Below are 22,056 nucleotides of genomic sequence, written 5' to 3' on the forward strand. Positions count from 1 at the left end.
AGGAAACATTATGGCAGCACTTAAATACAGCCGTCAGCGAGAGTCCATCAAGGAATTTCTGAGATCCAGAACAGATCATCCAACGGCAGATACAGTATACGAGAATCTTCGACAGATCTACCCGAACATCAGTCTCGGAACTGTCTACCGTAATCTTTCTCTTCTCAGTGACATCGGTGAGATCCGGAAGCTGACCAATTTCGGAAGCGCGGATCGCTACGATGGAAGGGTCGCACCACACTCACATTTCATGTGTACCAGATGCAACCGGGTGATCGATATGCAGTCAGACAGCCTTAACGGAATTCTTGAACAGGCAGCTGCAGAATTTATCCACGGAAAAGTCTTTGACGTAGATGCAAGCTTCTATGGAATCTGCAAGGAATGCCTGAAAAAAGAAGAAAAACAAGCTTGACAAAACAAAGATCACATGGTATCATAAAATAGTAATAATTACTATTATTAATTTAGAAGAAACAAAAACAAACAATATATTTCAAAAAAGAAAAGGAGATCATTACTATGGCTAAATGGGTATGTACAGTATGTGGATATGTTTATGAAGGCGAGCAGGCACCGGAAGCCTGTCCAGTATGTAAAGCACCAGCTTCTAAATTCCAGAAACAGGAAGGCGAGCTCTCATGGGCAGCTGAGCATGTTGTAGGTGTAGCTAAAGGCGTTAGCGAGGACATCCTTGCAGATCTGAGAGCGAACTTCGAGGGCGAGTGCTCTGAGGTTGGTATGTATCTTGCAATGGCTAGAGTTGCTCACAGAGAAGGATATCCGGAAGTTGGTATGTACTATGAGAAAGCAGCTTACGAGGAAGCAGAGCATGCAGCTAAATTCGCAGAGCTCCTTGGTGAGGTTGTAACAGACAGCACAGAGAAGAACCTTCAGATGCGTGTAGAGGCTGAAAACGGCGCTACAGCAGGTAAATTCGACCTTGCAAAACGTGCGAAAGCAGCTGACCTTGACGCAATCCATGACACAGTACATGAGATGGCTAAGGACGAGGCAAGACACGGAAAAGCATTCGCTGGTCTGCTTAAAAGATATTTCGGCAAATAAGAAATCCGCATAAAATAAGGATTTTTTAAGGGGGAATCACAGAAGTGATTCCCCCTTTTTTCGTACAATTTTTATTTAACTGTAACTTTACAGGTTGTCCTCTTTGAGCCGCTTCGGATTGTGATTGTTGCGGTTCCTTTTTTCAGACCTTTGATCACACCACCGGATGTTACTGTCGCGATTTTTTTGTTGGATGATGTGTATGTAACTTTTTCCTGGCTGGTTACAGGAGTGACTTTAACTGAAGATGCCAGTTTACGGTAAGTAGTTCCTTTTTTGAGTGTCACAGATTTAGTGCTTACAGTAATTTTCGAAGTTTTTACTGCTCCTCTCTGTACGGTAACTTTAAAAGATGCTGACTTTTTGCTTGCAAGAATAACCTTAACTGTAGTACTTCCTGCCTTTTTACCTGCTGTCAGTCTGAAAGTTCCCTTCTTTGTCACAGAAGATACTTTTACGATTCCTGTATTTCCGGATGTCACTTTTGTAACATAATCACCTTTCGCCAGTCCGGCTGCTTTAAATGCAGTGGTAGACTGACCTGCTTTCATTTTCATGGAAGATGCAGTCAGGGAAATCGTCGGTTTCAGTTTGGCAACTGTAATTTGTTTTCTGAGCACTTTGCCACATACTTTACAATGACTTCCTTCCTTCTTTCCTGCTTTAAATACTGTCGCTGCAACTGCTGCATCTTTTACAGCGGTATGTTTTGCCGGAAGTGTTACGGTTCTTACACCATCACAGGAAGTACATTTATCGGTTCTGCTTCCTTTTGACGTACAGGTTGCCTGAACAGTTTTTACTGCTTTCCAGCTGTGACTGTGTTTTGAACTGTTTTCTCCAATCTCAAAATGTTTTCTTACAAGCCGCTCCCACTCCCCGTTTTTGTTTTTTCGCATGGCAGACAGTGCAAGCCTTGTATTATCATCGGACTTTCTCGTCATGATCGGAAGCTCCTGGCCGGAAACTTTCTGCATGTTCCATGCTTCATCATCGTAATCATATTGCAGTTTACCGGATTCTGTATCCTTCCAGCTCATCACTACGATTTTTATATCATTTCCTGTAATCTCAACGGGATCACCTTTTCCGTTTATATACTGAACCAGTTTTACTTTTAAATTGGCGAGATTAATGGATTCTCCAACAGCCGGATTAAGCAGCTTTCCATTCTTATCTGTCAGATTCTCCGGTAACAGCATAAATTCGCTGACTTCAAACCATATATCTTTTCTGAAGGCTTCTTTATATTCACCGGTTTTATCCAGAAGTTTTACTGCTACATAACAGCAGCCAACACCGGTTTTATCGTTGGATTTAATTATAAGCTTCTTTCCATCCGGAGAAACTGTAGCTTCTGCCAGTTTTGACTGTTCTATGATTTCCAGCTTATAATCTTTTACCGGATGCTGGCCACTGGTTTTATCCAGTATGTCTGTCACAATGGTCGTTTCATTGTTCGGCAGCATGGCTTCATTTCCTGCTGTGCCTTCCAAATCGTATGTCAGATTATAAAAGCTTTTTTCCTCACTATCATCACTGTCATGACCACTGTCACCGAAGTTTCCACTGTCATCGCCATTATAACCGGGCAAAGTATCCAGCTCATACATCCGTCTTGCAATCTGGTGCCAGTTTCCATCTGCACTTTTTTCCATTGCAGTAAGCCCAAAATATGTACCATATCCTGATGTTCTCTCAAGGATTGGGAGCTCCTGACCTGGAACATCGATCCATTTCCAGCCGTCTGTATCATAATCATGGTACACTGTGCCTGTACTTTCATCTGTCCATGAAGATATTACGATTTTATAATTATCTCCTGTTACCGGAATCGGATCTCCTTTTCCATCTTTGTAACGGACAAGCTGCGGCTTCATGTTATTTACAATGTCTACCTGCTGGCCTACTTCAGGAATAATTACATTTCCATTTGCATCTGTGATTTTTTCCGGCAGGATCACATACTCACTGACGCTGAACCACATATCTTTTCTGAAGGCTTCTTTGTATCCGCCTTTTCCATCCGGTATCTGTACAGATATGTAACAGCAGCCCTGACCGGTTTTATTGCCAGATTTAATAACAAGTTTTTTTCCATCTGCAGAAACTGAAATATCTGCCAGCTTTGACTGTTCCAGGATTTCCAGTTTATAATCATCTACTCTCTGATAATCCTTTGTTTTGTCCTCCAGATAAGTGGTAGCTGTCATCTGACTGTTCGGCAGCATGGCTCCGTTTCCTGTCGTATCCTGATAATCATATACCAGTCTGTAGGAGCTTTTCTCTTCGCTGTCATCGTTATGACCATTGTCATAATCGCTGTTGTTCAAAGGATTAAGCTCATAATAATGTCGGGTAATATAATGCCAGTCTCCATTTTCTAATCTCTCCATAGCCAAAAGTGCAAACCATGTAGAATTCTCTGTTGTTCTCTCCAGGATTGGAAGATCCTGTCCCGGAACCTCTATCCATTTCAGGCCATCTGCATCATAATCACGAAATTCTTCACCTCCAGGACCTGTCTGTGACATGACGATCTTGTAATTGTCCCCTGTTAACGGAATTGGGTCTCCTTTTCCATCTTTGTAACGGACAAGCTGTGGTTTCATGTCTTTTGCTATATCCAGCTGCTGACCTACTTCAAGGTTGATTTCATTACCACTTGTATCTGTGATTTTTTCCGGCAGGATCACATACTCACTGATGTTAACCCCAAATTCCCTTTTTGCCACTTCAGTTCCATTTATGAATGCCGTTGCGGAAATTCTGGCGTCTCCGGTTTTATTGTAAACATCCAGCACAATATCCTGGCCATCTAATGATACGTCTGCCATTTTGACACCATTTCCACCCGTTACCGGAGCAACTTTCAATTCATATGCAGAAACATCACTATAGCCAATTGTATCAACCAGACGGGATTTTATCCTGACACGGCTGTTCGGCAGTAAATCCTGGCCTCCACTGGCACCTTCAAATATCAGATTAAGCTGATATTGTTCATTTGCTGCGGCAGACCCTCCAGCTTCTGAACCGTCACTGAAGGCCTCCTGGTTTTCGGTGTTATCCCCGAATAGCTCCGTAGTTTCTGATACGTTTTCTTCTTCTGCAATTTCTTCTTCCGCATTCTCTGCATCATCCTGAAGACTTAATTCCTCATCGTCTTCCAGATCAGGCACTGAAGCTGCTTCCCCTGTTGTTTCCGAACCACCGTTCTCCTGAACTATTTCTTCTGATTCTTCTGTCTCTGCAGTTTCCTGTCCGGTATCTGCTGTCAGTTCCTCAGCTGCTACCGGTATGACCGCGCCCATACTCTGTGAAAACGTAAGTGTTGCGACCAAAAGCATTGCAATCCTCTTTTTCTTCATATGATTCTCCCATTTTCGTTTTTTCTGCCATAATTATACTATATTCACTGAAGCACTGGCTATCATATTCTTCCTTCTACTGGTTTAAAAAAATATACTCCTAAAAAATCACCCAGTGTGCTAATATAAAGCAAATAAAAACATTCCAAAAAGCCTTGAAATACCAGCACTCAGAGATGTTCTGAAATCACCAAAAAAGGAACCGGCCTCCCCGATTCCTTTTTTTTCATCATCTCTACATACTATATCCATCCAGATATACCGATGATACATAATTTTTGCTGGTATTCTTATACAATATCTGCAGATAATGTTCTCCATCCAAAATGACTGTGCTTCCATTTTTGATCTTTCTCTGTCTTCCGGTTCCGTGTTCACTGTAATAGATTGCAACTATCTTGTAGCCCTTCTTTGCAGTGATACATACTTTTGCTTTTCTGGGATAACCTTTTGCAACCGGGACCATGGTCTTTTTATCAAAGGATTTTTTATAATCTTTTCTTCCGAATTTGCACACGTTTAACGGATTTGTATAATTATGTACCGTAACTTTAGATTTGAAAGAATATGTTTTTCCATTCTTTCTTTTTACTTTGAAGGATACAATAGATGTTCCTGTTTTTTTTGCCTTCAGCGTAATGGTATAATCACCCAGAAACGGCATTTTTCTTACTGATACCACACTGGTATTACTGGATTTCAGTCCCAGAACTTTGTCGGATCTGACGGAATTTATGATTCCATATCCGATTTCCCCGCCTTTCATAAGAGCAATAGACTTGTTAAATTTGAGCGTACCCGCCGCCTGTGCTGTGACCGGTGCTACTGCAAGATCTGTCACGATAAATGTAAGTGCCAGAAATAACACCAATAATCTCTTTACTGCTTTTTTCATTACTTTTTCCCCCTTTTATAAGCATTTTGGACTTATTCCGTACATATTAGTATACAGGAGTTTTTCATCTTCATCAATGTTTTTTCTGAATTTTCTGTACACTATCTTCCCGAACCTTTGCGCGAAGCTCCGTCAGATATTCTGAGAATTTCACCTGCTCATTTCCGTAGGTCATCTGCAGATCATACTCCAGCGGAATCCAAGTTTTAATATCAGATTCATTGTGCTGGATCAGGGTTTCCAGCTTGTCCAGAGCTTTATAGATCTTGGCCTCCAGAGTCTGCTGCTCTTCCATTTCCTGATAAAGCTCAGCCATTTCTTTATCAAAGGGCTTCGGCAGAGTCTTCACCCATTCTCCAAGCACATCGGCTTCTTTCTCCGAATCCTTATCCGTTTTTTCAAAGGCCGGGATATCACCGGTAAAAGCTTCTCCCAGATCATGGATCAGGCACATTTTCATAATTTTCAGAAGATCTGCCTCAGGAAACTCATCACTGACAAAATATGCCATCAACGTGATCCTCCAGGAATGCTCTGCAACGCTCTCCCGCCTGCCACCGGAAGTATAACTATGACGCACTGCATCCTTTAACCGCTCTGCAACGGAAAGTACTTCGATCAGTTTTTCTGGTTTCATATATATTACGCTCCTCTTCTTTTTATTATGTCAACCATCTAAATCAGCTATTTTCAGCCTATCTTATATAGCTGTCCATAAAACCGTTATAGCGTTTTCACTTTACTATACCATAATTTCCCAAAGAACAGACCCCCAAAAAACATTCTCCTTACTTCTGCGCGCTGACATTTCCCATCCCAAATAAATTTGTCCAAGCTAATTTCTAAAAAAACTATAAACCATATTGCATTTTTCTCCATAATCGTCATAATGAAATTATAAACAAAAGAAAGAAGGTGATTGCCGATGGATATCACGGTGTCGGATGAGGTCTCACAGGAATATCATGCGCTTGTGAAGAACATCCTCTGTAACAGAGAGTTCCTGAAGCTGAGCCTGTACACCCACCACCAGTGGACCACACGGCTCATGCACAGTATCAATGTTTCTTACCTCTCCTGGTTCATTGCCAGGAAGCTGAGATGTGACGAGAAAGCCGCCGCAAGGGCAGGACTTCTCCACGATTTCTGTCCCTATGACTTCAGGGCGGAGACACCGACCGGTGAGCATCAGGCGTTTTATCACCCGAAGGCTGCCGCAGACAACAGTGCCGCACACTTTGATGTCACAGACAGAGAGCTGGATGCGATACTCTCACATATGTTCCCTCTGGGACCTCTTCCACGCAATAAGGAAGCCTGGATCATCAGCTTTGCCGATAAAGCCTGCGCCATCGCGGAAGGCTGCCATATCGCCATTGCACTGGCCAGGCGGAACCGGATCGTCATCAATCCGGCATAATTTCCACACAAAAAACAGGGCCGTCGCCACTTCTGACGCGCCCTGTTTTTGTGTGGAAATTTATTTTATGGTAATACTTTGCAGATTACTTTCTATATCTTAGTTCTCTTTCACAATAACCTTATCCAGATGCCAGATATCATCTACATACTCCTGGATAGTTCGGTCGGATGTGAACTTACCGCTGCATGCTGTATTGAGAAGTGCCATCTTAGCCCAGCGTTTCTCATCCTTATATGCTTCCTCAACACGCTTCTGTGCCTCTGCATAGGAACGGAAGTCGCCAAGAATGAAGTACTGGTCAGGTCTCGGCATGTTGCGTTTGTCGAGAAGTGAGTTGTAGATGTCACGGAACATCTCTGTATCACTGGAGAAGGTTCCGTTGATCAGCTGCATCAGTACCTGACGGATCTCCGGATCTGTGTTGTAGATGAAGTCCGGATCGTAACCGCCGTTGTTCTCATAGTTGATGATCTGGTCGGAGCTCATACCGAAGATAAATGCATTCTCCTCGCCAACCTCCTGTACGATCTCAACGTTAGCACCATCCATGGTTCCAAGTGTCGGAGCACCGTTCAGCATGAATTTCATGTTACCTGTACCGGAAGCCTCTTTACTTGCTGTGGAGATCTGCTCGGAAACATCTGCTGCCGCAAAAATGATCTCAGCGTTGGATACACGGTAGTTCTCGATGAATACAACCTTCAGCTTGCCGTTGATGGAAGCATCATTGTTTACAACATCTGCCACACAGTTGATCAGCTTGATGATCTTCTTTGCACGTGCGTAAGCTGCGGAAGCTTTTGCACCAAAGATAAATGTTCTTGGATAGAAATCCATCTCCGGATGTGCCTTGATCTGGTTGTACAGATAGATCACATGCAGGATGTTAAGAAGCTGACGTTTGTACTCATGAAGTCTCTTAACCTGGATATCGAAGATAGAGTGCGGGTCAACCTCAACACCATTGTGCTCCAGGATATATTTTGCAAGACGCTCTTTGTTCTTGAACTTGATGGTCATGAACTCCTGAAGAGCCTTCTCATCGTCTGCGTAAACTTTAAGCTTGGAAAGCTGGGAAAGATCTGTGATCCAGTCCGGTCCGATCTTGTCTGTTACCCAGTCAGCCAGAAGCGGGTTTCCATGAGCAAGGAAACGTCTCTGTGTGATACCGTTTGTTTTGTTGTTGAACTTCTCAGGCATCATCTCATAGAAATCCTTCAGCTCCTGATTCTTGAGGATCTCGGTATGAAGGCGTGCAACACCGTTTACAGAGTAGCCTGCAACAATCGCAAGGTGAGCCATCTTAACCTGTCCGTCATAGATGATCGCCATCTTCTTGATCTTCTCGAAGTTTCCAGGATATTTCTGCTGGATCTCAAGAATGAAACGACGGTTGATCTCCTCGATGATCTGGTATACACGCGGAAGCAGTCTGGAGAACAGCTCGATCGGCCATTTCTCAAGTGCCTCGGACATGATGGTGTGGTTGGTGTAAGCACAGCATTTTGTTGTGATATCCCATGCCTGATCCCAGCCAAGACCTTCCTCATCGATAAGAATGCGCATCAACTCTGCAACTGCAACTGTCGGATGAGTATCATTCATCTGGAATACAACCTTCTCATGAAGCTTGGTAATGTCGTCGTGTGTTTTTTTGTATTTGGCAATCGCTGCCTGAAGGCTGGCAGATACGAAGAAGTACTGCTGTTTCAGACGAAGCTCTTTACCTGCCATATGGTTATCATTCGGATAAAGCACCTCTACGATAGTACGTGCAAGGTTCTCCTGCTCTACTGCGTTGTGATAATCACCCTTGTCAAAAGAGTCAAGGTTGAAGTCTACGATCGGCTCTGCATCCCAGATACGAAGTGTGTTTACAACATCGTTGTTATAACCTGTGATCGGCATATCGTAAGGAACAGCCTTAACTGCCTGATATCCTTCATGGATGAATTTATTCTCGTTCTTCACCGGATCCCACTCAACGCGTACATATCCGCCGAAATGAACCTCTTTTGCATACTCCGGACGACGGAGCTCGAAAGGATAGCCGTTCTTCAGCCAGTTATCCGGTGCCTCTACCTGATAACCGTCACGGATCTCCTGCTTGAACATACCATAACGGTAACGGATTCCGCATCCGTATGCACAGTAGTTCAGAGTTGCAAGAGAATCCAGGAAGCATGCTGCCAGTCTTCCGAGTCCACCGTTTCCAAGAGCCGGATCCGGCTCCTGGTCTTCGATGCAGTTAATGTCAAGTCCAAGCTCCTCAAGAGCCTCCTTAACCTCGCCGTATGCACCAAGGTTGATCAGGTTGTTTCCAAGGGCACGGCCCATAAGGAACTCCATGGACATATAATATACGATCTTCGGGTCCTGTTTTTCATACGCCTTCTGGCTCTTGAGCCAGTTGTCAATGATCACGTCCTTCACAGTGTAGCTTACAGCCTGAAAGATCTGCTCCTGTGTAGCCTCTTCCAGTGTTTTTCGATAAAGGAATTTTACGTTTTCTTTTACACTTTTTTTGAATTCCTCTTTCTCAAACTGCTTGTCAATCATTAATTTTCCTCCTGTACTTTGGATACTCCCAGTGTTACAGCCTCTTTGTTGATGTTCCACTCCTTGGTGTAACCCTCTGCTTCTCCCAGAATAATGTTTTCTGCCAGTACTTCACGTTTGATCTCATCCTGGTTTGCTTTCATGATATCCATGATCTTATCGTTATCTTTTGCATAGACAATGATCTTGTCCATGACTTCGAAACCAGCCTCTTTACGCATGGTCTGAACCTTGCTGATGATCTCGCGGACAAAGCCCTCCTGGATCAGTTCAGGTGTAAGGTTTGTATCAAGGACAACGGATGTCTCACCGTCTGTCTCTGTCACATAGCCCTCGCTCTGGGCTGTTTCGATCAATAAGTCTTCCTCTGCAAGCTCGACTCTGTTTCCGTCAATGTCAAGAACGAGAACACCATTATCTCTCAGCTCTTTCATTGCTGCGATTCCATCGATCTCGGAGAGTGCGGTACGGATGCCGTTCAGAAGCTTGCCGTATTTCGGTCCTACTGTACGAAGCTGCGGCTTGAAGCTGTAGGAAATGAAGGACTCTACATCATCTGCGAATTTCACTTCTTTTACGTTAAGCTCATCTGCGATGATATCTGTGTAGAATTTATCCATAGCTTTCTCAGCTTTTACATACATGGTTCCGATTGGCTGACGGTTCTTGATGTTTGCGGTATTTCTGCATGCACGTCCGAGAACAACGATCTCAAGAAGCTCTTCCATGTTTGCCTCAAGATCCTTGTCGATCCATGCCTCGTTTACCTCCGGGTAATCGCAAAGATGGATACTCTCTGGAGCGTCTGCATCAATGCTTCTTACAAGGTTCTGGTAGATATCCTCAGTCATGAACGGGATCATCGGAGCTGCAGCCTTGGCAACTGTTACCAGTGCTGTGTAAAGTGTCATGTAAGCATTGATCTTATCCTGCTCCATGCCCTTTGCCCAAAAACGCTCACGGCTTCTTCTTACATACCAGTTACTCATATCGTCAACAAATTCCTGGAGTGCTCTTGCAGCCTCCGGAATCTTGTAGGAATCAAGATCCGCATCGACAGTCTTCACCATGGTATTCAGCTTGCTGAGCAGCCATTTATCCATAACCGGAAGCTTATCGTAATCTAAAGTATATTTAGTTGCATCAAAATTGTCAATGTTCGCATACAGTACGAAGAATGCGTAGGTGTTCCACAGCGTGCTCATGAACTTTCTCTGTCCCTCTACAACTGCCTTGCCATGGAAACGGTTCGGAAGCCATGGAGCACTGTTGATGTAGAAATACCAGCGGATCGCATCTGCGCCGTATTTGTTCAGTGCGTCAAACGGATCTACGGCATTTCCCTTGGACTTACTCATCTTCTGTCCGTTCTCATCCTGTACATGTCCCAGAACGATTACATTCTTATACGGAGCCTTGTTGAAAAGCAGTGTGGACTCAGCAAGAAGGGAGTAGAACCATCCTCTTGTCTGGTCAACAGCCTCGGAGATGAAGTCTGCCGGGAACTGCTGCTCGAACAGGTCTTTATTCTCAAATGGATAATGATGCTGTGCAAAAGGCATTGCTCCGGAATCGAACCAGCAGTCGATTACCTCCGGTACACGGTGCATAGTCTTGCCGCAATCCGGACACTTCATGGTGATATCATCAATGTATGGACGGTGAAGCTCGATGGTCTTCGCACGCTCGTCACCACTCTTCTCATAGAGATCCTGACGGCTTCCTACGGATTCCATATGTCCACACTCACACTGCCAGATGTTCAGTGGTGTTCCCCAGTAACGGTTTCTGGAAATACCCCAGTCCTGAACATTCTCAAGCCAGTCACCGAAACGTCCTTTACCGATGCTCTCCGGAATCCAGTTGATAGTATTGTTGTTACGGATCAGATCATCCTTTACTGCAGTCATCTTGATGAACCAGGACTCACGTGCATAGTAGATAAGCGGTGTGTCACATCTCCAGCAGTGCGGATAATCATGCTCGAATTTCGGCGCGTCAAAAAGCTTGCCCTCTTTATCAAGGTCTGTGAGGACCATCGGGTCCGCTTTCTTTACGAATACACCTGCGTATGGTGTCTCTTTGGTCATGTTACCCTGTCCGTCTACGAACTGTACGAACGGAAGGTCATACTCACGTCCGACACGGCTGTCATCCTCACCAAATGCAGGTGCGATATGAACGATACCGGTACCATCACTCATGGTAACGTAGTTGTCACAGGTTACGAAATGAGCTTTTTTGTGCTGTTTTGCTGCTGCCTCTCCTGTACATGCAAAAAGCGGCTCATATTCTCTGCGCTCAAGGTCTGTTCCTTTATATTTCTCAAGGATCTCATATGCAGGCTCATCATCCTTTGCAAGCTTGCCAAGAACCTTGTCCAGAAGTGCCTCTGCCATGTAGTAGGTGTAGCCGTCTGCTGCTTTTACCTTACAGTAGATCTCATCCGGGTTTACACAAAGTGCAACGTTGGACGGAAGTGTCCACGGTGTTGTTGTCCATGCCAGAAAGTATGCGTCCTCACCAACAACCTTGAAACGTACGATCGCAGAGCGCTCTTTAACAGTCTTGTAGCCCTGAGAAACCTCCTGTGCGGAAAGAGGGGTTCCGCAGCGTGGACAATAAGGAACGATCTTAAAGCCTTTATAAAGGAGACCTTTTTCCCAGATCTCTTTCAGCGCCCACCACTCGGACTCGATGAAATTGTTGTCGTATGTTACATACGGATGCTCCATGTCAGCCCAGAAACCAACGGTAGAGGAGAAATCCTCCCACATTCCCTTGTATTTCCATACGCTCTCCTTACACTGCTGAATGAACGGCTCCATTCCGTACTCCTCGATCTGCTCCTTGCCGTCAAGGCCAAGCTTCTTCTCAACCTCAAGCTCAACCGGAAGTCCGTGAGTATCCCATCCTGCTTTTCGCGGAACCATGTACCCCTTCATTGTACGGTATCTCGGGATCATATCCTTGATAACTCGTGTCAGAACGTGTCCGATATGTGGCTTACCATTTGCGGTAGGCGGTCCGTCATAGAATGTGTATGTCTCGCCCTCTTTACGGCTGTCCATACTCTTTTCGAAAATCTTGTTGTCTTTCCAGAATTTCTCGACTTCTTTTTCACGGTCAACAAAATTCAGATTCGTGTCAACTTTACGATACACAATATTTACCTCCTGTGTCTGATTACTGGCTGCTGCCTCATCTGTAAGGCCACAGCGGATTGTTTCTTCACAGATACCTGTTCGTGCCAATGCTTCGGGCACTTATAAAAAAAGACCCCATCCTGTAAAAGGACGAAGTCTGATTCGCTGTACCACCTGTTACATTATACGGGCCTGTGTCCAGATCCCTGCGTCTTCTGCTGTGTTCTTATGCTCTGTGTTATGGCGCGGGCTGTTGTTCCATGTCTGTTCATGGCGGACAATTCTTTGTATCTGCCGATATATGTTCCCTGTAACGGAGGAAATCCGTCAGTTCTTACTTAATGATCATCTGTATATCAGATATTCTTCCGGCTGCTGCCGGACAACTTCGGAACTGAAGCTCAGGAGTGATATTCCGCCATATTTACTCGTCCCAGGCTCCCACCATCCCCAGTTCGCTGCAAGCTTTCCATATGGCCTACTGTCTCCATCACAGCTTTTTCTATATACGCTGTCTATTATAGGTTGGGAAAAATCCATATGTCAAGTGTTTTCATGGATTTTTCTTATTATATGTATGTTCACTTCTTCTTAATGGAATTTTCACAGACTGCAAGTGGTTTTTCCGGGAGGAAAGTGGTATACTACTACAGAATCTTGAGGGCAAAAATACAGCGTTTCATTAATACAATGCTATAATTAATGAAATACTGCACCTCATCACAAAACGGGCAAGATTTTTTCGGTTACTGATTCTTAAATGAATAATAACCTTCTCGCCCGGATTTATCACTGAAAGGTATCTTATTATGAAAAATATGAAAAAACGATCCTTGCGCCGGATCTTTGCAGGCATTCTCGGCATAGGGATCCTGCTCACAGGCGCAGCTCCCTGCGCGGCGGCTGCCTATGGATACGATGAATATGGTGATCCTATCGTCACTGCCACACCGGTTCCTGATGGTCAAGCCGCAGCAGTCACGCCTGCTCACTCCAGCTATTATTCACAGGCTGCCGACACCGATTCCATTGACGGGTGGCCCAAAGGTCCCGGCATCGAAGCACAGGCTGCAGTCCTTATGGACGTAAATACAGAAGCCGTTCTTTATTCCAAAAATGCAGACACACAGCTCTACCCTGCCAGCATCACGAAGATCCTGACTACACTGCTTGCCTGCGAAAATCTGAACGCTAAGACAAACATTACCGTATCTGAAAAAGCTTCCACCAGTGTAACTGCCGGAGATTCCAGTATTTATGCTGCTCCCGGTGAAAAATTCACCAGGGATCAGGCCCTGATGGCTGTCATGCTCCAGTCCGCTAATGAAATGTCTGTCGCCGTTGCGGAAGAAGTTTCCGGCTCTGTAAAGAAATTCGCAGAACTCATGAACTGGCGCGCCAAGCTTTTTGGCTGCAAGAACACACACTTTAATAATCCCAACGGTCTTCCGGATGAGAATCATTACACCACAGCCTCCGACATGGCAAAGATCGCCAAATCCGCCTGGCTGAATCCTCTTTTCCGGCGATACTGCACCAAACGTTATTACGAGATCCCGCCTACCAATAAATTTGCGGAAGCCCGCCAGCTGCTCAATCATCACAAGATGATGAAAAACGGCGAATATTATTATGAAGGCGTCCGTGGCGGAAAAACAGGCTACACGGATGCATCCGGCAACACACTTGTCACCTACTGCAAACGAGGAAATATAACGCTGGTAGCCGTGATCCTGAATTCTACTTCCGCGGCAAATGCTTACAGCGATACCGCTTCTCTTTTCAATTATGGTTTTGAAAATTTTGAAAAGGTGGATATGAAGGTGTCCATGGAGCCAGTCCCGTTTAAGGTACTTTCCTGTGACAAATATATCCTTAAGAATAACGGAAACACATATCCGTTTTATTATCAGACAAAGGTTTATGTGACTATTCCAAAAGGTATCAAAAAATCACAGCTTAACAAACGCCAGGCCGTTCTTCAGAATGCTGTCGGCCCACTGCGTCTGAAAAGCAAATATTATTATAAGAAACAAATGGTCGGATGGGGAATGCAATACGAACGAAACATCGTATCAGATCTTCTCCTGACTTCGTAACATTTTCCTGCGGCGGAGAGATTCGTGCTTTTCACGGATCTCATCCGCCGCTTCTGTATCTTCTGCTCTCAGGGTCTTCACCCCGAAATATTTTCCCTCATCCGTTTTTCGGATCCTGATCTTTCCGGCAACAGGTCCATGCTCATGGCAAAGGGCAAGGCTGTAATACACCTTGGGATTGTTGGTACTGAACCAGCGGATTTTCCGCTTGGCAGGGCATCTGCAGATGGGACACATGGTACTTACCATAGTACGGTCCTTCATCAGACGCTCCTTTGATACAAATTCCCTGGACACAAACTTGTCATGGTCTGTATAGGAAATATAGATCTCGCTGTCTCTGGATTTTGGATTCTGATATACATCCAGGGACGGATGGCGGATCATGCAAGCTTCATCGATCTCCAGAAGTATCCTGGCAGTATAGCTGGCGTCTGCCAGTGCCCGGTGAAAATCCCGGTTTTTTGGAAGCTGCAGGTAGTCTGTAGCATATTCCAGGGAACGCCTGGATATTCCATCCTCGAATTTTATGCTGAAAAGTTTCTGCACATCATAGTAATGCACTGGCCCTGGCATCAGCTTCAAAAGATTATAGTATTTCATATTGCGCTGAAGTTCCATCACATCCTGGTCTCCCCAGGTAAAAAAGCGATACTCCTCCCCGCACCATTCCAGAAATCTGCGAATCGCCCTTGGAAAAGGAATGCCTTTTTCCAGTTCATGATAATCCACGTGGATCACTTCGTGGATACTGTCGTGGATCCAATGGTACACTTTGGGCTTGATCAGGCACTGAAAGGTATCAACGATCTCTCTTTTTTCATTTAATTTTACTGCCCCGATCTCTATGATCTCAAACGGGAGCCGACTATCCGGATGTCTTCTTCCATCCGGATTCTGGTTCCATTCCAGGTCAAATACAATATAGTTCATGGGTTTTCTGTCCTCTTATCTGACTGCTCAGCTGCTTCATAAATGCAGCTGTTTCCGGATCGTTGTCCGGCTATTTCATATTTTTGCATTCGGACACAGAATAAATCGCTTCAAACAGCTCCTGCTGGAAGCTTTCTGTATCTGCATCTGTCAGAATCATATCTTTCATTTCGTCTTCTTCGTGTAGCCACCAGCGGAAATCGCATAATGTGGCACCCCGTCCGGCACCGTCTGAACAATCCACATCCAGGAATACTTTTTCTGTTTTAAAGAACTCCGGATGGATGAGATACATAAACGGTACAGCAGCATGGATACTTGCCACGCAGCGATATTTGGAAAAATTTTCAAGTACGTAGCCAGCCATATCTCCACAGGCTCTGGCTGCCGGATCACCGGACTGGCACAGCTTCATGATCTGATTTCTGGTAAGATTACATTTCAGGGTAGCATCCAGTCCACACATGATCAGTGGGATTCCGGAATCGAATACGATCTTTGCCGCCTCCGGATCTGCGTAGATGTTGAATTCCGCTGCCGGTGTGATGTTTCCGCCTTTTGCTGCGCCGCCTGTAAATACAATTTTTCTGATCTTATTCTTTATTTCAGGAAAAACCTTCAACAGAAGTGCAAGATTAGTCATTGGTGCAGTTTCAATCATTACTACCTGCTCGCCCTCCGGAATGGCATTCAGAATGTCACGGATAAAAAGCACTGCATTGTCAGAAGCAGCCTCTGTTTTTGCTTCCGGCAGTACGCAATGGCCAAGCCCTGTCTCTCCGTGAAATTCTTCCGCATAAATTGCCGCTTTCACAAGAGGACGGTCCTGGCCTCCTGCCACCGGAACCTTCAGTCCGTAAAAATCCACCAGCTCCAGTGCATTTTGGGTCACTCTTTCTATCCTGGTACTTCCTGCAGATGTCGTCACTGCAAGCAGCTCCAGTTCATCCTGATGTGCTGCCGCATATGCCAGTGCGATCCCGTCATCGATTCCGGGATCACAGTCCATGATAACCTTGATCTTATCTCCCATATATTCACCTCTGTAAAAACTCTTTCCCCAATTTTATAGTATTGCCGAATTTCCGCTGTTTACCTGTTCCAAGTATAACAGAGTGGGGAGGGAGTGTAAAGTTAATCAGAATTCACCTCTGTACTTCAGGCTGAAACGTAAAGAACCCCTCTGCCGGGCATTGGCAGAGGGGTGGAAAAAAAAGGGGGTTATATTCATTTATATAAACAAATGCAATGTGCAATTTGGAGTTTTAAGTCAGGCGGATAAAATTATCCGCATTCGATCAACCAGCCATTATCTGGTTATCTCCGCAATATCCGTTTGGGTTGTTCCGGATATTGGCTTCAAAGTAAATGCCGATCAATCAATAGAAACAAATTTCTTCTCTTCTGCTTCTTTCTTGGTCTCTTCCTTCGGGAAGGTTACATGAAGGATTCCGTTCTCATATTTCGCATGGATATCTTCATGCTTAATGCTCGAGCCTACATAAAAGCTTCTGTTGCAGGTTCCTGTATAACGTTCTCTGCGAACATATTTACCTTTATCATCCTTCTCGTCCTTCTTCTCTTCTCTGGTTGCCTGAATGTTCAGATAACCATTCTTCAGCTGGATCTTCACATCCTCTTTCTTAAATCCCGGAAGATCGATCTCCAGTTCATAATTGCCATCTACATCACGGATATCTGTCTTCATCATATCCTTCACCTGAGGATAAGCATTGGCAGCTGCCTGACGGCCTGTCGGATATCCCATAAAATCATCAAATAAATCTTCTCCGAAAATACTTGGCATTAACATAACTCATTCCTCCTGATCTATATTCGCTGCGTATTATGCAGGCGTTTTTAATTTACTGTTTCTGAAAACTCTGTAAGAACTTTCTCCGGAAGATTTCTTTTTCTCTCTTCCTTTGTTCTGTATGTACTATAACACGTATTATTAGCACTGTCAAGAGGCGAGTGCTAATTATTTTGTGAAGAATTTGTGAAGCCTTGATTTTATGCAATGTCATTAACTTAAAGCAGACGATATTTATTCTAAAAAAATTAGATGTCTTCTGCTTTTTTTTATATGCTTATATTGCAAAAAAAACCATGAACCTGCCGCAGAAAAGGATGTGATGCTGATGAAACATTCTCAAAAACGTACATTCATGGACATAGAAAAAATGAGTTCTAATGAATTTAAGGCATTTTGTCGGCAGACGGCTCAGACATTAATATTCCTACCACTGCTGAAACGCTGGAACTGTATGGTTCTGCAAGCCGAAAAAATACAAAACCCCAGGCTCAAATAGGATTAGGCTGTATCTATGATGTAATGAATCGCATGATACTAGAAAGTGATTGTAACAAAGTAAAATTCGATGAGATGCGCCTGGCATAAAAGCAATTAGAGCGAATACCGGAAACAATAGTAAATATTCCATTTATCATTATCATGGACCGAGGATATCCTTCTACACCTGCGTTTATACATATGATGGATAAAGGTATTAAATTTATCGTACGTTTAAAAAGCAGTGATTATAAAAAAGAACAAAGCAGTCTGTCGGAAAATGATCAATTGGGTCAATCGGATATTCGCAATCCGCTTTCGCTACTTGCTCATAACCGAATAACTGCTCCGCAGTTTATCAGGAGGGGCTTGTACCCCTCCTGATACAAGTAAGTCCCACCCACTGCTTATTGCTCCTCGCAATTGAAGCAGGGGACTTACTTGATTCGGTTAAAATAAAACTTGATAAGTCAAGAATCAGACATTATGAAGGGACGATAGATGGAGAACGTATGAAAGAACTGGGAGAAAAGATATGAATTCATTCGTTAAAGCGACAGCTCCATACTCCGATTACATTTGTATAAAAATATACGATAAGACCAGATGTAAGTGCATATACTACATTACATGCAACATCTCCCATACCATAAGCTATTTTTTCTGATATGCTTGTCTTCATATGCATTCCCCACTTATTTTCCATTCCGCTTATTTAAATCCTCAATAATCTGCGGATACATTTTATCAAGTTTGTAAAATCTTAACAATATAATATTCAGTACTCCAACAACAAACGGAACCGCAATAAACAGCAGTTTAATTGCAAATACTGCGGATCCTGCCTGTGTATCTGCAAATGACAGTGTTCCATCATATTTGCTGAAATTGAGTACCCATCCAATGACCGCCGTAACAATACCTGCTGCGATTGTTCCTACAAATCCCTGCATACTAAATGTCAGACCTTCAACACGAATTTTCGTTTTCCATTCCCCATATTCAACTGCATCACTTACCATCGCAGAAGACACTGCAAGCAAGAAGCAATATCCTATTCCCCTCATAGCAGCTGTAATAATCAGTACCGTTGTATTTTCTGTAAATGGTAACAATATCACATAGCTGACACAGATAATAATCCAGCCAAACATCGTAGTCTTTCCTTTCCCATACTTCTTCACAACCAGATGTACAAAGAAAAAGTTTACAATTGCAGGAACTATATAAGCCGTATTCAATACACTAATCATACTGCTATTATGAAGAACCGCTTTACTATAATATGTATTTACCGTACTAATAGCTTGGAAGAATATATTAATACAAATAGATATCACCATCAGCATATGCCAGTATTTATTTTTCAGCACTGCTTTTACTCCGTCAATAACACGAATCTTTTCTGTCTTCTCTTCTTCATTTTCATGAATTCTCTCTTTACACCCTGCAAAACATAAAAAGAACAGAATTGCTGCAATAACTCCAAATATTCCATATACGATACTCCACGCTTTCTTTTCCCCCACATACTCTGTCATAAAGTTTACCAATGGGAGTGTTCCTGCTGTAACAAGGAGACTTGCAATCTGTCTGTATAATAGAACATCAGGAATGTTCCCATAGATGCCCAGATAATATTGCTTGCCGCATCACCGCAGCCATAAGCCATCTTTTCTTTTAGGGCAAGTTTCTTTCCTATTGTGTCCATCACTTCATTCCTCCTATCCGACATTCATCACATTCTTTTCATCTGATACAACACACAACCATGACTATCTACTTCTTCTGCTGCTTCAGTTGCTTTTTTGCCGGACCAGATTTCTTTTGCATCCTCTTTGATATATATTTCTGCTAATTTATCAGGAATTTCTTTCTTTTTATCCGATACATTAAATATTGCAATATATGTATTCTCTTCGTTTTCTCCTGACCAGACAATCCATTCATCGTCTCTGTACTCTTGTCTCTGTCCATCCAGTGTACGATGCATCTCGTTTACCTCTGTATTTGTTAACAATGAGAGCGTCCACTCATCCAAATCAGCTAGTTCTCCGCCATACATCAGTGGTGACTGAAAGATAGACCACAATGTGATCATTGTCTTTTGTTCTGGCTTTGTAAAGCAGGTCATACGGTCTGCCTTTCCACGTTCACCTGAGCGGATTCCAATATGCCCCAATGGAAGCATGTCACAATCAGGCCAGTTTCCTTTACGAATAAATGGTGACCAATAATTACAGCGGTCAAACATATCATACAGCAATTCCCACTCATCCCAGAAATCATCTGTCAATCTCCACATATTTGCAGTTTTTTGAAGAAAACTTCCATCCTGCAGTCTTGCCGGTCCCGGCGAAAGGGAAAGTACAATGTCCCGTCCCGTTTTGTCGATAGCCTTTCGAATCCCTTCAATTTCCTTTCTATGTGAATCTCTGTAAATCGTTGAATATGCGATATCATCAACTTTAATGAAATCAACTCCCCAAGAAGCATACAATTCCATAAGCGAATCATAATATAACTGTCCTTCTGGAATTGACATATCCACTCCATACATATCTGAATTCCATGGACAGATACTGTTTATTGCAATCTGATCTGCTGTCTTATCCGTTCCTTTGATATGCATTCTTCCATGAACAGCCTGTCTTGGTATTCCCCTTAAAATGTGAATACCGAATTTCAACCCTAATTGGTGTACATATTCAGCAAGTGGTGCAAACCCAACTCCATCTGCTGAACTTGGAAAACGATTTTCAGCCGGAAGCACACGACTATATTCATCTATCTTCAAATCCGCAAACTTGCGATATGCTGCTGACTCAGCTCCTGGCTCGTACCACTGAATATCTACAACCACATAGTTCCATCCATATTTCTTAAGCTTTTCTGCCATAATATCTGCATTTCTTTTTACTTCTTCTTCTGTAACAGACGCTCCATATACATCCCAGCTGTTCCATCCTTTTGGTGGTGTTTTTGCAAATTCTAACATATCTCTTTCCTTACCTTTCCATTTTATTTTAGGGTGCACAAAATACAGGTCACCTTTTACAAACTGACTTCTTTCTTCTAATAACTATAGCTTTTTACTTTTCTGTGAATTTGAATCGATTCGTTTCCTGTCTGAATTTTTAGATTATTTTTGTCTTTTCTTTCTCTTGTCTACATTGATATCATATACTATAATCTTATTACCATGTTAGTCACTTTTGTTGGATAACTTATAAATTTTGTCGGAAATTGTAGTTTAATAAAAGCAAGAATTTTGTATCTATCGAATATAAATATACAAACTACCGAAAGGAGATCCTATGGAATTAGAAAAATTGAATCTGTACAGAAACACCAGCTGGAATGATATAAAACTTCGTTTCTGCGGTCATTCAGAATGTCTGCCGCTTCATTCCTACGGACCTGGAACAAGACCCTATTATCTCATGCATTTTATTCTTTCCGGGAAGGGACGTCTTGTTGTTAATAAAACAGAATATCTTATTGAAGAAAAACAGATTTTTTTGATTGAACCGGATCAGATGGTCTTCTATCAGGCCGATAAGGAGAATCCATGGACTTATTCGTGGGTTGGCTTCAATGGCAAACTCGCTCCATACTTCATGCATCGTCTTGGATTCGGTTATCCGTCCCTCACAAAAGGACTTTCTACAGAAGTCTTTGAGGAAATCAATGATCTCCTTGAGATTCTGATTTCCATAAAAAATGATAGTACAAAAAATGATCTGTATACCAATGGCATTCTTCTCCTTCTTCTTTCAAAAGTTGGTACTTTTATCGAGAACTCCAAAGAGCTTCCCGAAAGAAAAAGTCGTCAGAATTCAGAAAGTCATGTACAGCAAGCAATTTCTATTGTAGAAGATTTCTACGGACGAGGCCTGACAGTTCAGTATATTGCAGACAAACTGAATCTGAATCGATCCTATCTCTCAGAAATCTTTTCAAAGCAGATGGGTGTTCCATTGAAAAAATATATACTGGATTTTCGCATCACCCAGAGTGAAGAATTTCTTTTTACTTCTGACTGGTCCGTGGACTATATCAGTCAGATCTGTGGATTCAGTTCGCCTTCTTATTTTTCAAAAATATTTAAAGAATACCACGGAATTTCTCCTACAGAATATAGAAAAAACCGTCACAAACGCGAACGCCAAATTGTTCTGGTAAAATAAGGGGCTGTCGCACTAAGTATTAGTGCGTAGCTCCTTTTCTTGTGCAAAAAAATAACTGCCAGACCTCGAAAGAATCCAG

General features: G+C 43.1%; 17 protein-coding genes. 6 read left to right on the plus strand and 11 right to left on the minus strand.

What is annotated here, in order from left to right:
• Positions 1-10 precede the first annotated feature (10 nt).
• The gene (locus tag CCC70_RS08105; protein ID WP_015526389.1) at positions 11-415 is read left to right on the plus strand and encodes a Fur family transcriptional regulator; all 405 of its coding nucleotides are present in this window, start codon (positions 11-13) and stop codon (positions 413-415) included.
• 107 nt (positions 416-522) lie between these two features.
• On the plus strand, positions 523-1,068 hold the full coding sequence (locus CCC70_RS08110) for an NADH peroxidase (protein WP_015526390.1): 546 nt from the start codon (positions 523-525) through the stop codon (positions 1,066-1,068).
• A gap of 71 nt (positions 1,069-1,139) precedes the next feature.
• Here CCC70_RS08110 and CCC70_RS08115 read toward each other — a convergent pair whose 3' ends face one another.
• From CCC70_RS08115 to CCC70_RS08125, 3 genes are all read right to left on the minus strand, one after another.
• On the minus strand, positions 1,140-4,439 hold the full coding sequence (locus CCC70_RS08115) for an Ig-like domain-containing protein (RefSeq protein WP_270390943.1): 3,300 nt from the start codon (positions 4,437-4,439) through the stop codon (positions 1,140-1,142).
• A gap of 235 nt (positions 4,440-4,674) precedes the next feature.
• Positions 4,675-5,334 carry a hypothetical protein gene (locus CCC70_RS08120; protein WP_270390941.1) on the minus strand — a complete coding sequence of 220 codons (660 nt, stop codon included), beginning with the start codon at positions 5,332-5,334 and terminating at the stop codon, positions 4,675-4,677.
• Positions 5,335-5,407: 73 nt separating this feature from the next.
• A complete protein-coding gene (locus tag CCC70_RS08125) occupies positions 5,408-5,971 on the minus strand; it encodes an HD domain-containing protein (RefSeq protein ID WP_270390938.1) in 564 nt (187 codons plus the stop codon).
• A 288-nt stretch (positions 5,972-6,259) separates the two neighbouring features.
• Here CCC70_RS08125 and CCC70_RS08130 point away from each other — a divergent pair, with 288 nt between their 5' ends.
• Positions 6,260-6,754, plus strand: a complete 495-nt coding sequence (locus tag CCC70_RS08130; protein WP_270390937.1) for an HD domain-containing protein — start codon at positions 6,260-6,262, stop codon at positions 6,752-6,754.
• A gap of 99 nt (positions 6,755-6,853) precedes the next feature.
• On the opposite strand, the gene CCC70_RS08135 is transcribed toward CCC70_RS08130, so the two are convergent.
• Positions 6,854-9,316, minus strand: a complete 2,463-nt coding sequence (locus CCC70_RS08135; RefSeq protein ID WP_059086602.1) for a glycogen/starch/alpha-glucan phosphorylase — start codon at positions 9,314-9,316, stop codon at positions 6,854-6,856.
• Entirely contained in the window at positions 9,316-12,480 is a 3,165-nt protein-coding gene (gene ileS / locus CCC70_RS08140) for an isoleucine--tRNA ligase (protein WP_186582565.1), read from the minus strand. Before ileS ends, CCC70_RS08135 begins: the two co-directional genes overlap by 1 nt.
• A 791-nt stretch (positions 12,481-13,271) precedes the next feature.
• Between ileS and CCC70_RS08145 the strand changes: the two genes are divergently transcribed.
• Positions 13,272-14,561, plus strand: a complete 1,290-nt coding sequence (locus CCC70_RS08145; protein ID WP_186582557.1) for a D-alanyl-D-alanine carboxypeptidase family protein — start codon at positions 13,272-13,274, stop codon at positions 14,559-14,561.
• Here CCC70_RS08145 and CCC70_RS08150 read toward each other — a convergent pair.
• The 3 genes from CCC70_RS08150 to CCC70_RS08160 form a co-directional block, all read right to left on the minus strand.
• Positions 14,538-15,494: a 3'-5' exonuclease gene (locus CCC70_RS08150; RefSeq protein WP_186582558.1), complete on the minus strand. Its 957-nt coding sequence runs from the start codon at positions 15,492-15,494 to the stop codon at positions 14,538-14,540. The two genes, CCC70_RS08145 and CCC70_RS08150, sit on opposite strands and share 24 nt — an antisense overlap.
• Positions 15,495-15,564: 70 nt before the next feature.
• Positions 15,565-16,527 carry a nucleoside hydrolase gene (locus tag CCC70_RS08155; protein ID WP_270390928.1) on the minus strand — a complete coding sequence of 321 codons (963 nt, stop codon included), beginning with the start codon at positions 16,525-16,527 and terminating at the stop codon, positions 15,565-15,567.
• A 342-nt stretch (positions 16,528-16,869) separates the two neighbouring features.
• Positions 16,870-17,307, minus strand: a complete 438-nt coding sequence (locus CCC70_RS08160) for an Hsp20/alpha crystallin family protein (protein ID WP_015526401.1) — start codon at positions 17,305-17,307, stop codon at positions 16,870-16,872.
• Positions 17,308-17,931: 624 nt separating this feature from the next.
• Here CCC70_RS08160 and CCC70_RS16525 point away from each other — a divergent pair.
• Positions 17,932-18,171 carry a hypothetical protein gene (locus CCC70_RS16525; protein ID WP_334292520.1) on the plus strand — a complete coding sequence of 80 codons (240 nt, stop codon included), beginning with the start codon at positions 17,932-17,934 and terminating at the stop codon, positions 18,169-18,171.
• 311 nt (positions 18,172-18,482) lie between these two features.
• On the opposite strand, the gene CCC70_RS08170 is transcribed toward CCC70_RS16525, so the two are convergent.
• The 3 genes from CCC70_RS08170 to CCC70_RS08180 are packed head-to-tail and all read right to left on the minus strand — an operon-like array spanning position 18,483 to position 20,785.
• Complete coding sequence (locus CCC70_RS08170) at positions 18,483-19,340, minus strand: MFS transporter (protein WP_287084614.1); 858 nt, start codon at positions 19,338-19,340, stop codon at positions 18,483-18,485.
• Positions 19,334-19,498, minus strand: coding sequence for a hypothetical protein (locus CCC70_RS08175; RefSeq protein WP_174088098.1), 165 nt, complete (start codon positions 19,496-19,498; stop codon positions 19,334-19,336). Before CCC70_RS08175 ends, CCC70_RS08170 begins: the two co-directional genes overlap by 7 nt.
• Positions 19,499-19,525: 27 nt before the next feature.
• Entirely contained in the window at positions 19,526-20,785 is a 1,260-nt protein-coding gene (locus CCC70_RS08180) for a glycoside hydrolase family 27 protein (protein ID WP_117569647.1), read from the minus strand.
• Between the two features lie 319 nt (positions 20,786-21,104).
• Here CCC70_RS08180 and CCC70_RS08185 point away from each other — a divergent pair, with 319 nt between their 5' ends.
• Complete coding sequence (locus CCC70_RS08185) at positions 21,105-21,977, plus strand: AraC family transcriptional regulator (protein WP_287084617.1); 873 nt, start codon at positions 21,105-21,107, stop codon at positions 21,975-21,977.
• Positions 21,978-22,056 lie beyond the last annotated feature (79 nt).

It is taken from the genome of Blautia sp. LMAG:89, from assembly GCF_008679485.1.
In the GTDB taxonomy this organism is placed as follows: domain Bacteria; phylum Bacillota; class Clostridia; order Lachnospirales; family Lachnospiraceae; genus Blautia_A; species Blautia_A fusiformis.

Coding starts and splice junctions, on each gene's coding strand:
- CCC70_RS08150 (WP_186582558.1), bottom strand. CDS start 15,494: ATGAACTATATTGTATTTGACCTGGAATGGAACCAGAATCCGGATGGA.
- CCC70_RS08110 (WP_015526390.1), top strand. CDS start 523: ATGGCTAAATGGGTATGTACAGTATGTGGATATGTTTATGAAGGCGAG.
- CCC70_RS08125 (WP_270390938.1), bottom strand. CDS start 5,971: ATGAAACCAGAAAAACTGATCGAAGTACTTTCCGTTGCAGAGCGGTTA.
- CCC70_RS08155 (WP_270390928.1), bottom strand. CDS start 16,527: ATGGGAGATAAGATCAAGGTTATCATGGACTGTGATCCCGGAATCGAT.
- CCC70_RS08105 (WP_015526389.1), top strand. CDS start 11: ATGGCAGCACTTAAATACAGCCGTCAGCGAGAGTCCATCAAGGAATTT.
- CCC70_RS08175 (WP_174088098.1), bottom strand. CDS start 19,498: ATGGACACAATAGGAAAGAAACTTGCCCTAAAAGAAAAGATGGCTTAT.
- CCC70_RS08135 (WP_059086602.1), bottom strand. CDS start 9,316: ATGATTGACAAGCAGTTTGAGAAAGAGGAATTCAAAAAAAGTGTAAAA.
- CCC70_RS08145 (WP_186582557.1), top strand. CDS start 13,272: ATGAAAAATATGAAAAAACGATCCTTGCGCCGGATCTTTGCAGGCATT.
- CCC70_RS08185 (WP_287084617.1), top strand. CDS start 21,105: ATGGAATTAGAAAAATTGAATCTGTACAGAAACACCAGCTGGAATGAT.
- CCC70_RS08120 (WP_270390941.1), bottom strand. CDS start 5,334: ATGAAAAAAGCAGTAAAGAGATTATTGGTGTTATTTCTGGCACTTACA.
- CCC70_RS08180 (WP_117569647.1), bottom strand. CDS start 20,785: ATGTTAGAATTTGCAAAAACACCACCAAAAGGATGGAACAGCTGGGAT.
- CCC70_RS08130 (WP_270390937.1), top strand. CDS start 6,260: ATGGATATCACGGTGTCGGATGAGGTCTCACAGGAATATCATGCGCTT.
- CCC70_RS08160 (WP_015526401.1), bottom strand. CDS start 17,307: ATGTTAATGCCAAGTATTTTCGGAGAAGATTTATTTGATGATTTTATG.
- CCC70_RS08115 (WP_270390943.1), bottom strand. CDS start 4,439: ATGAAGAAAAAGAGGATTGCAATGCTTTTGGTCGCAACACTTACGTTT.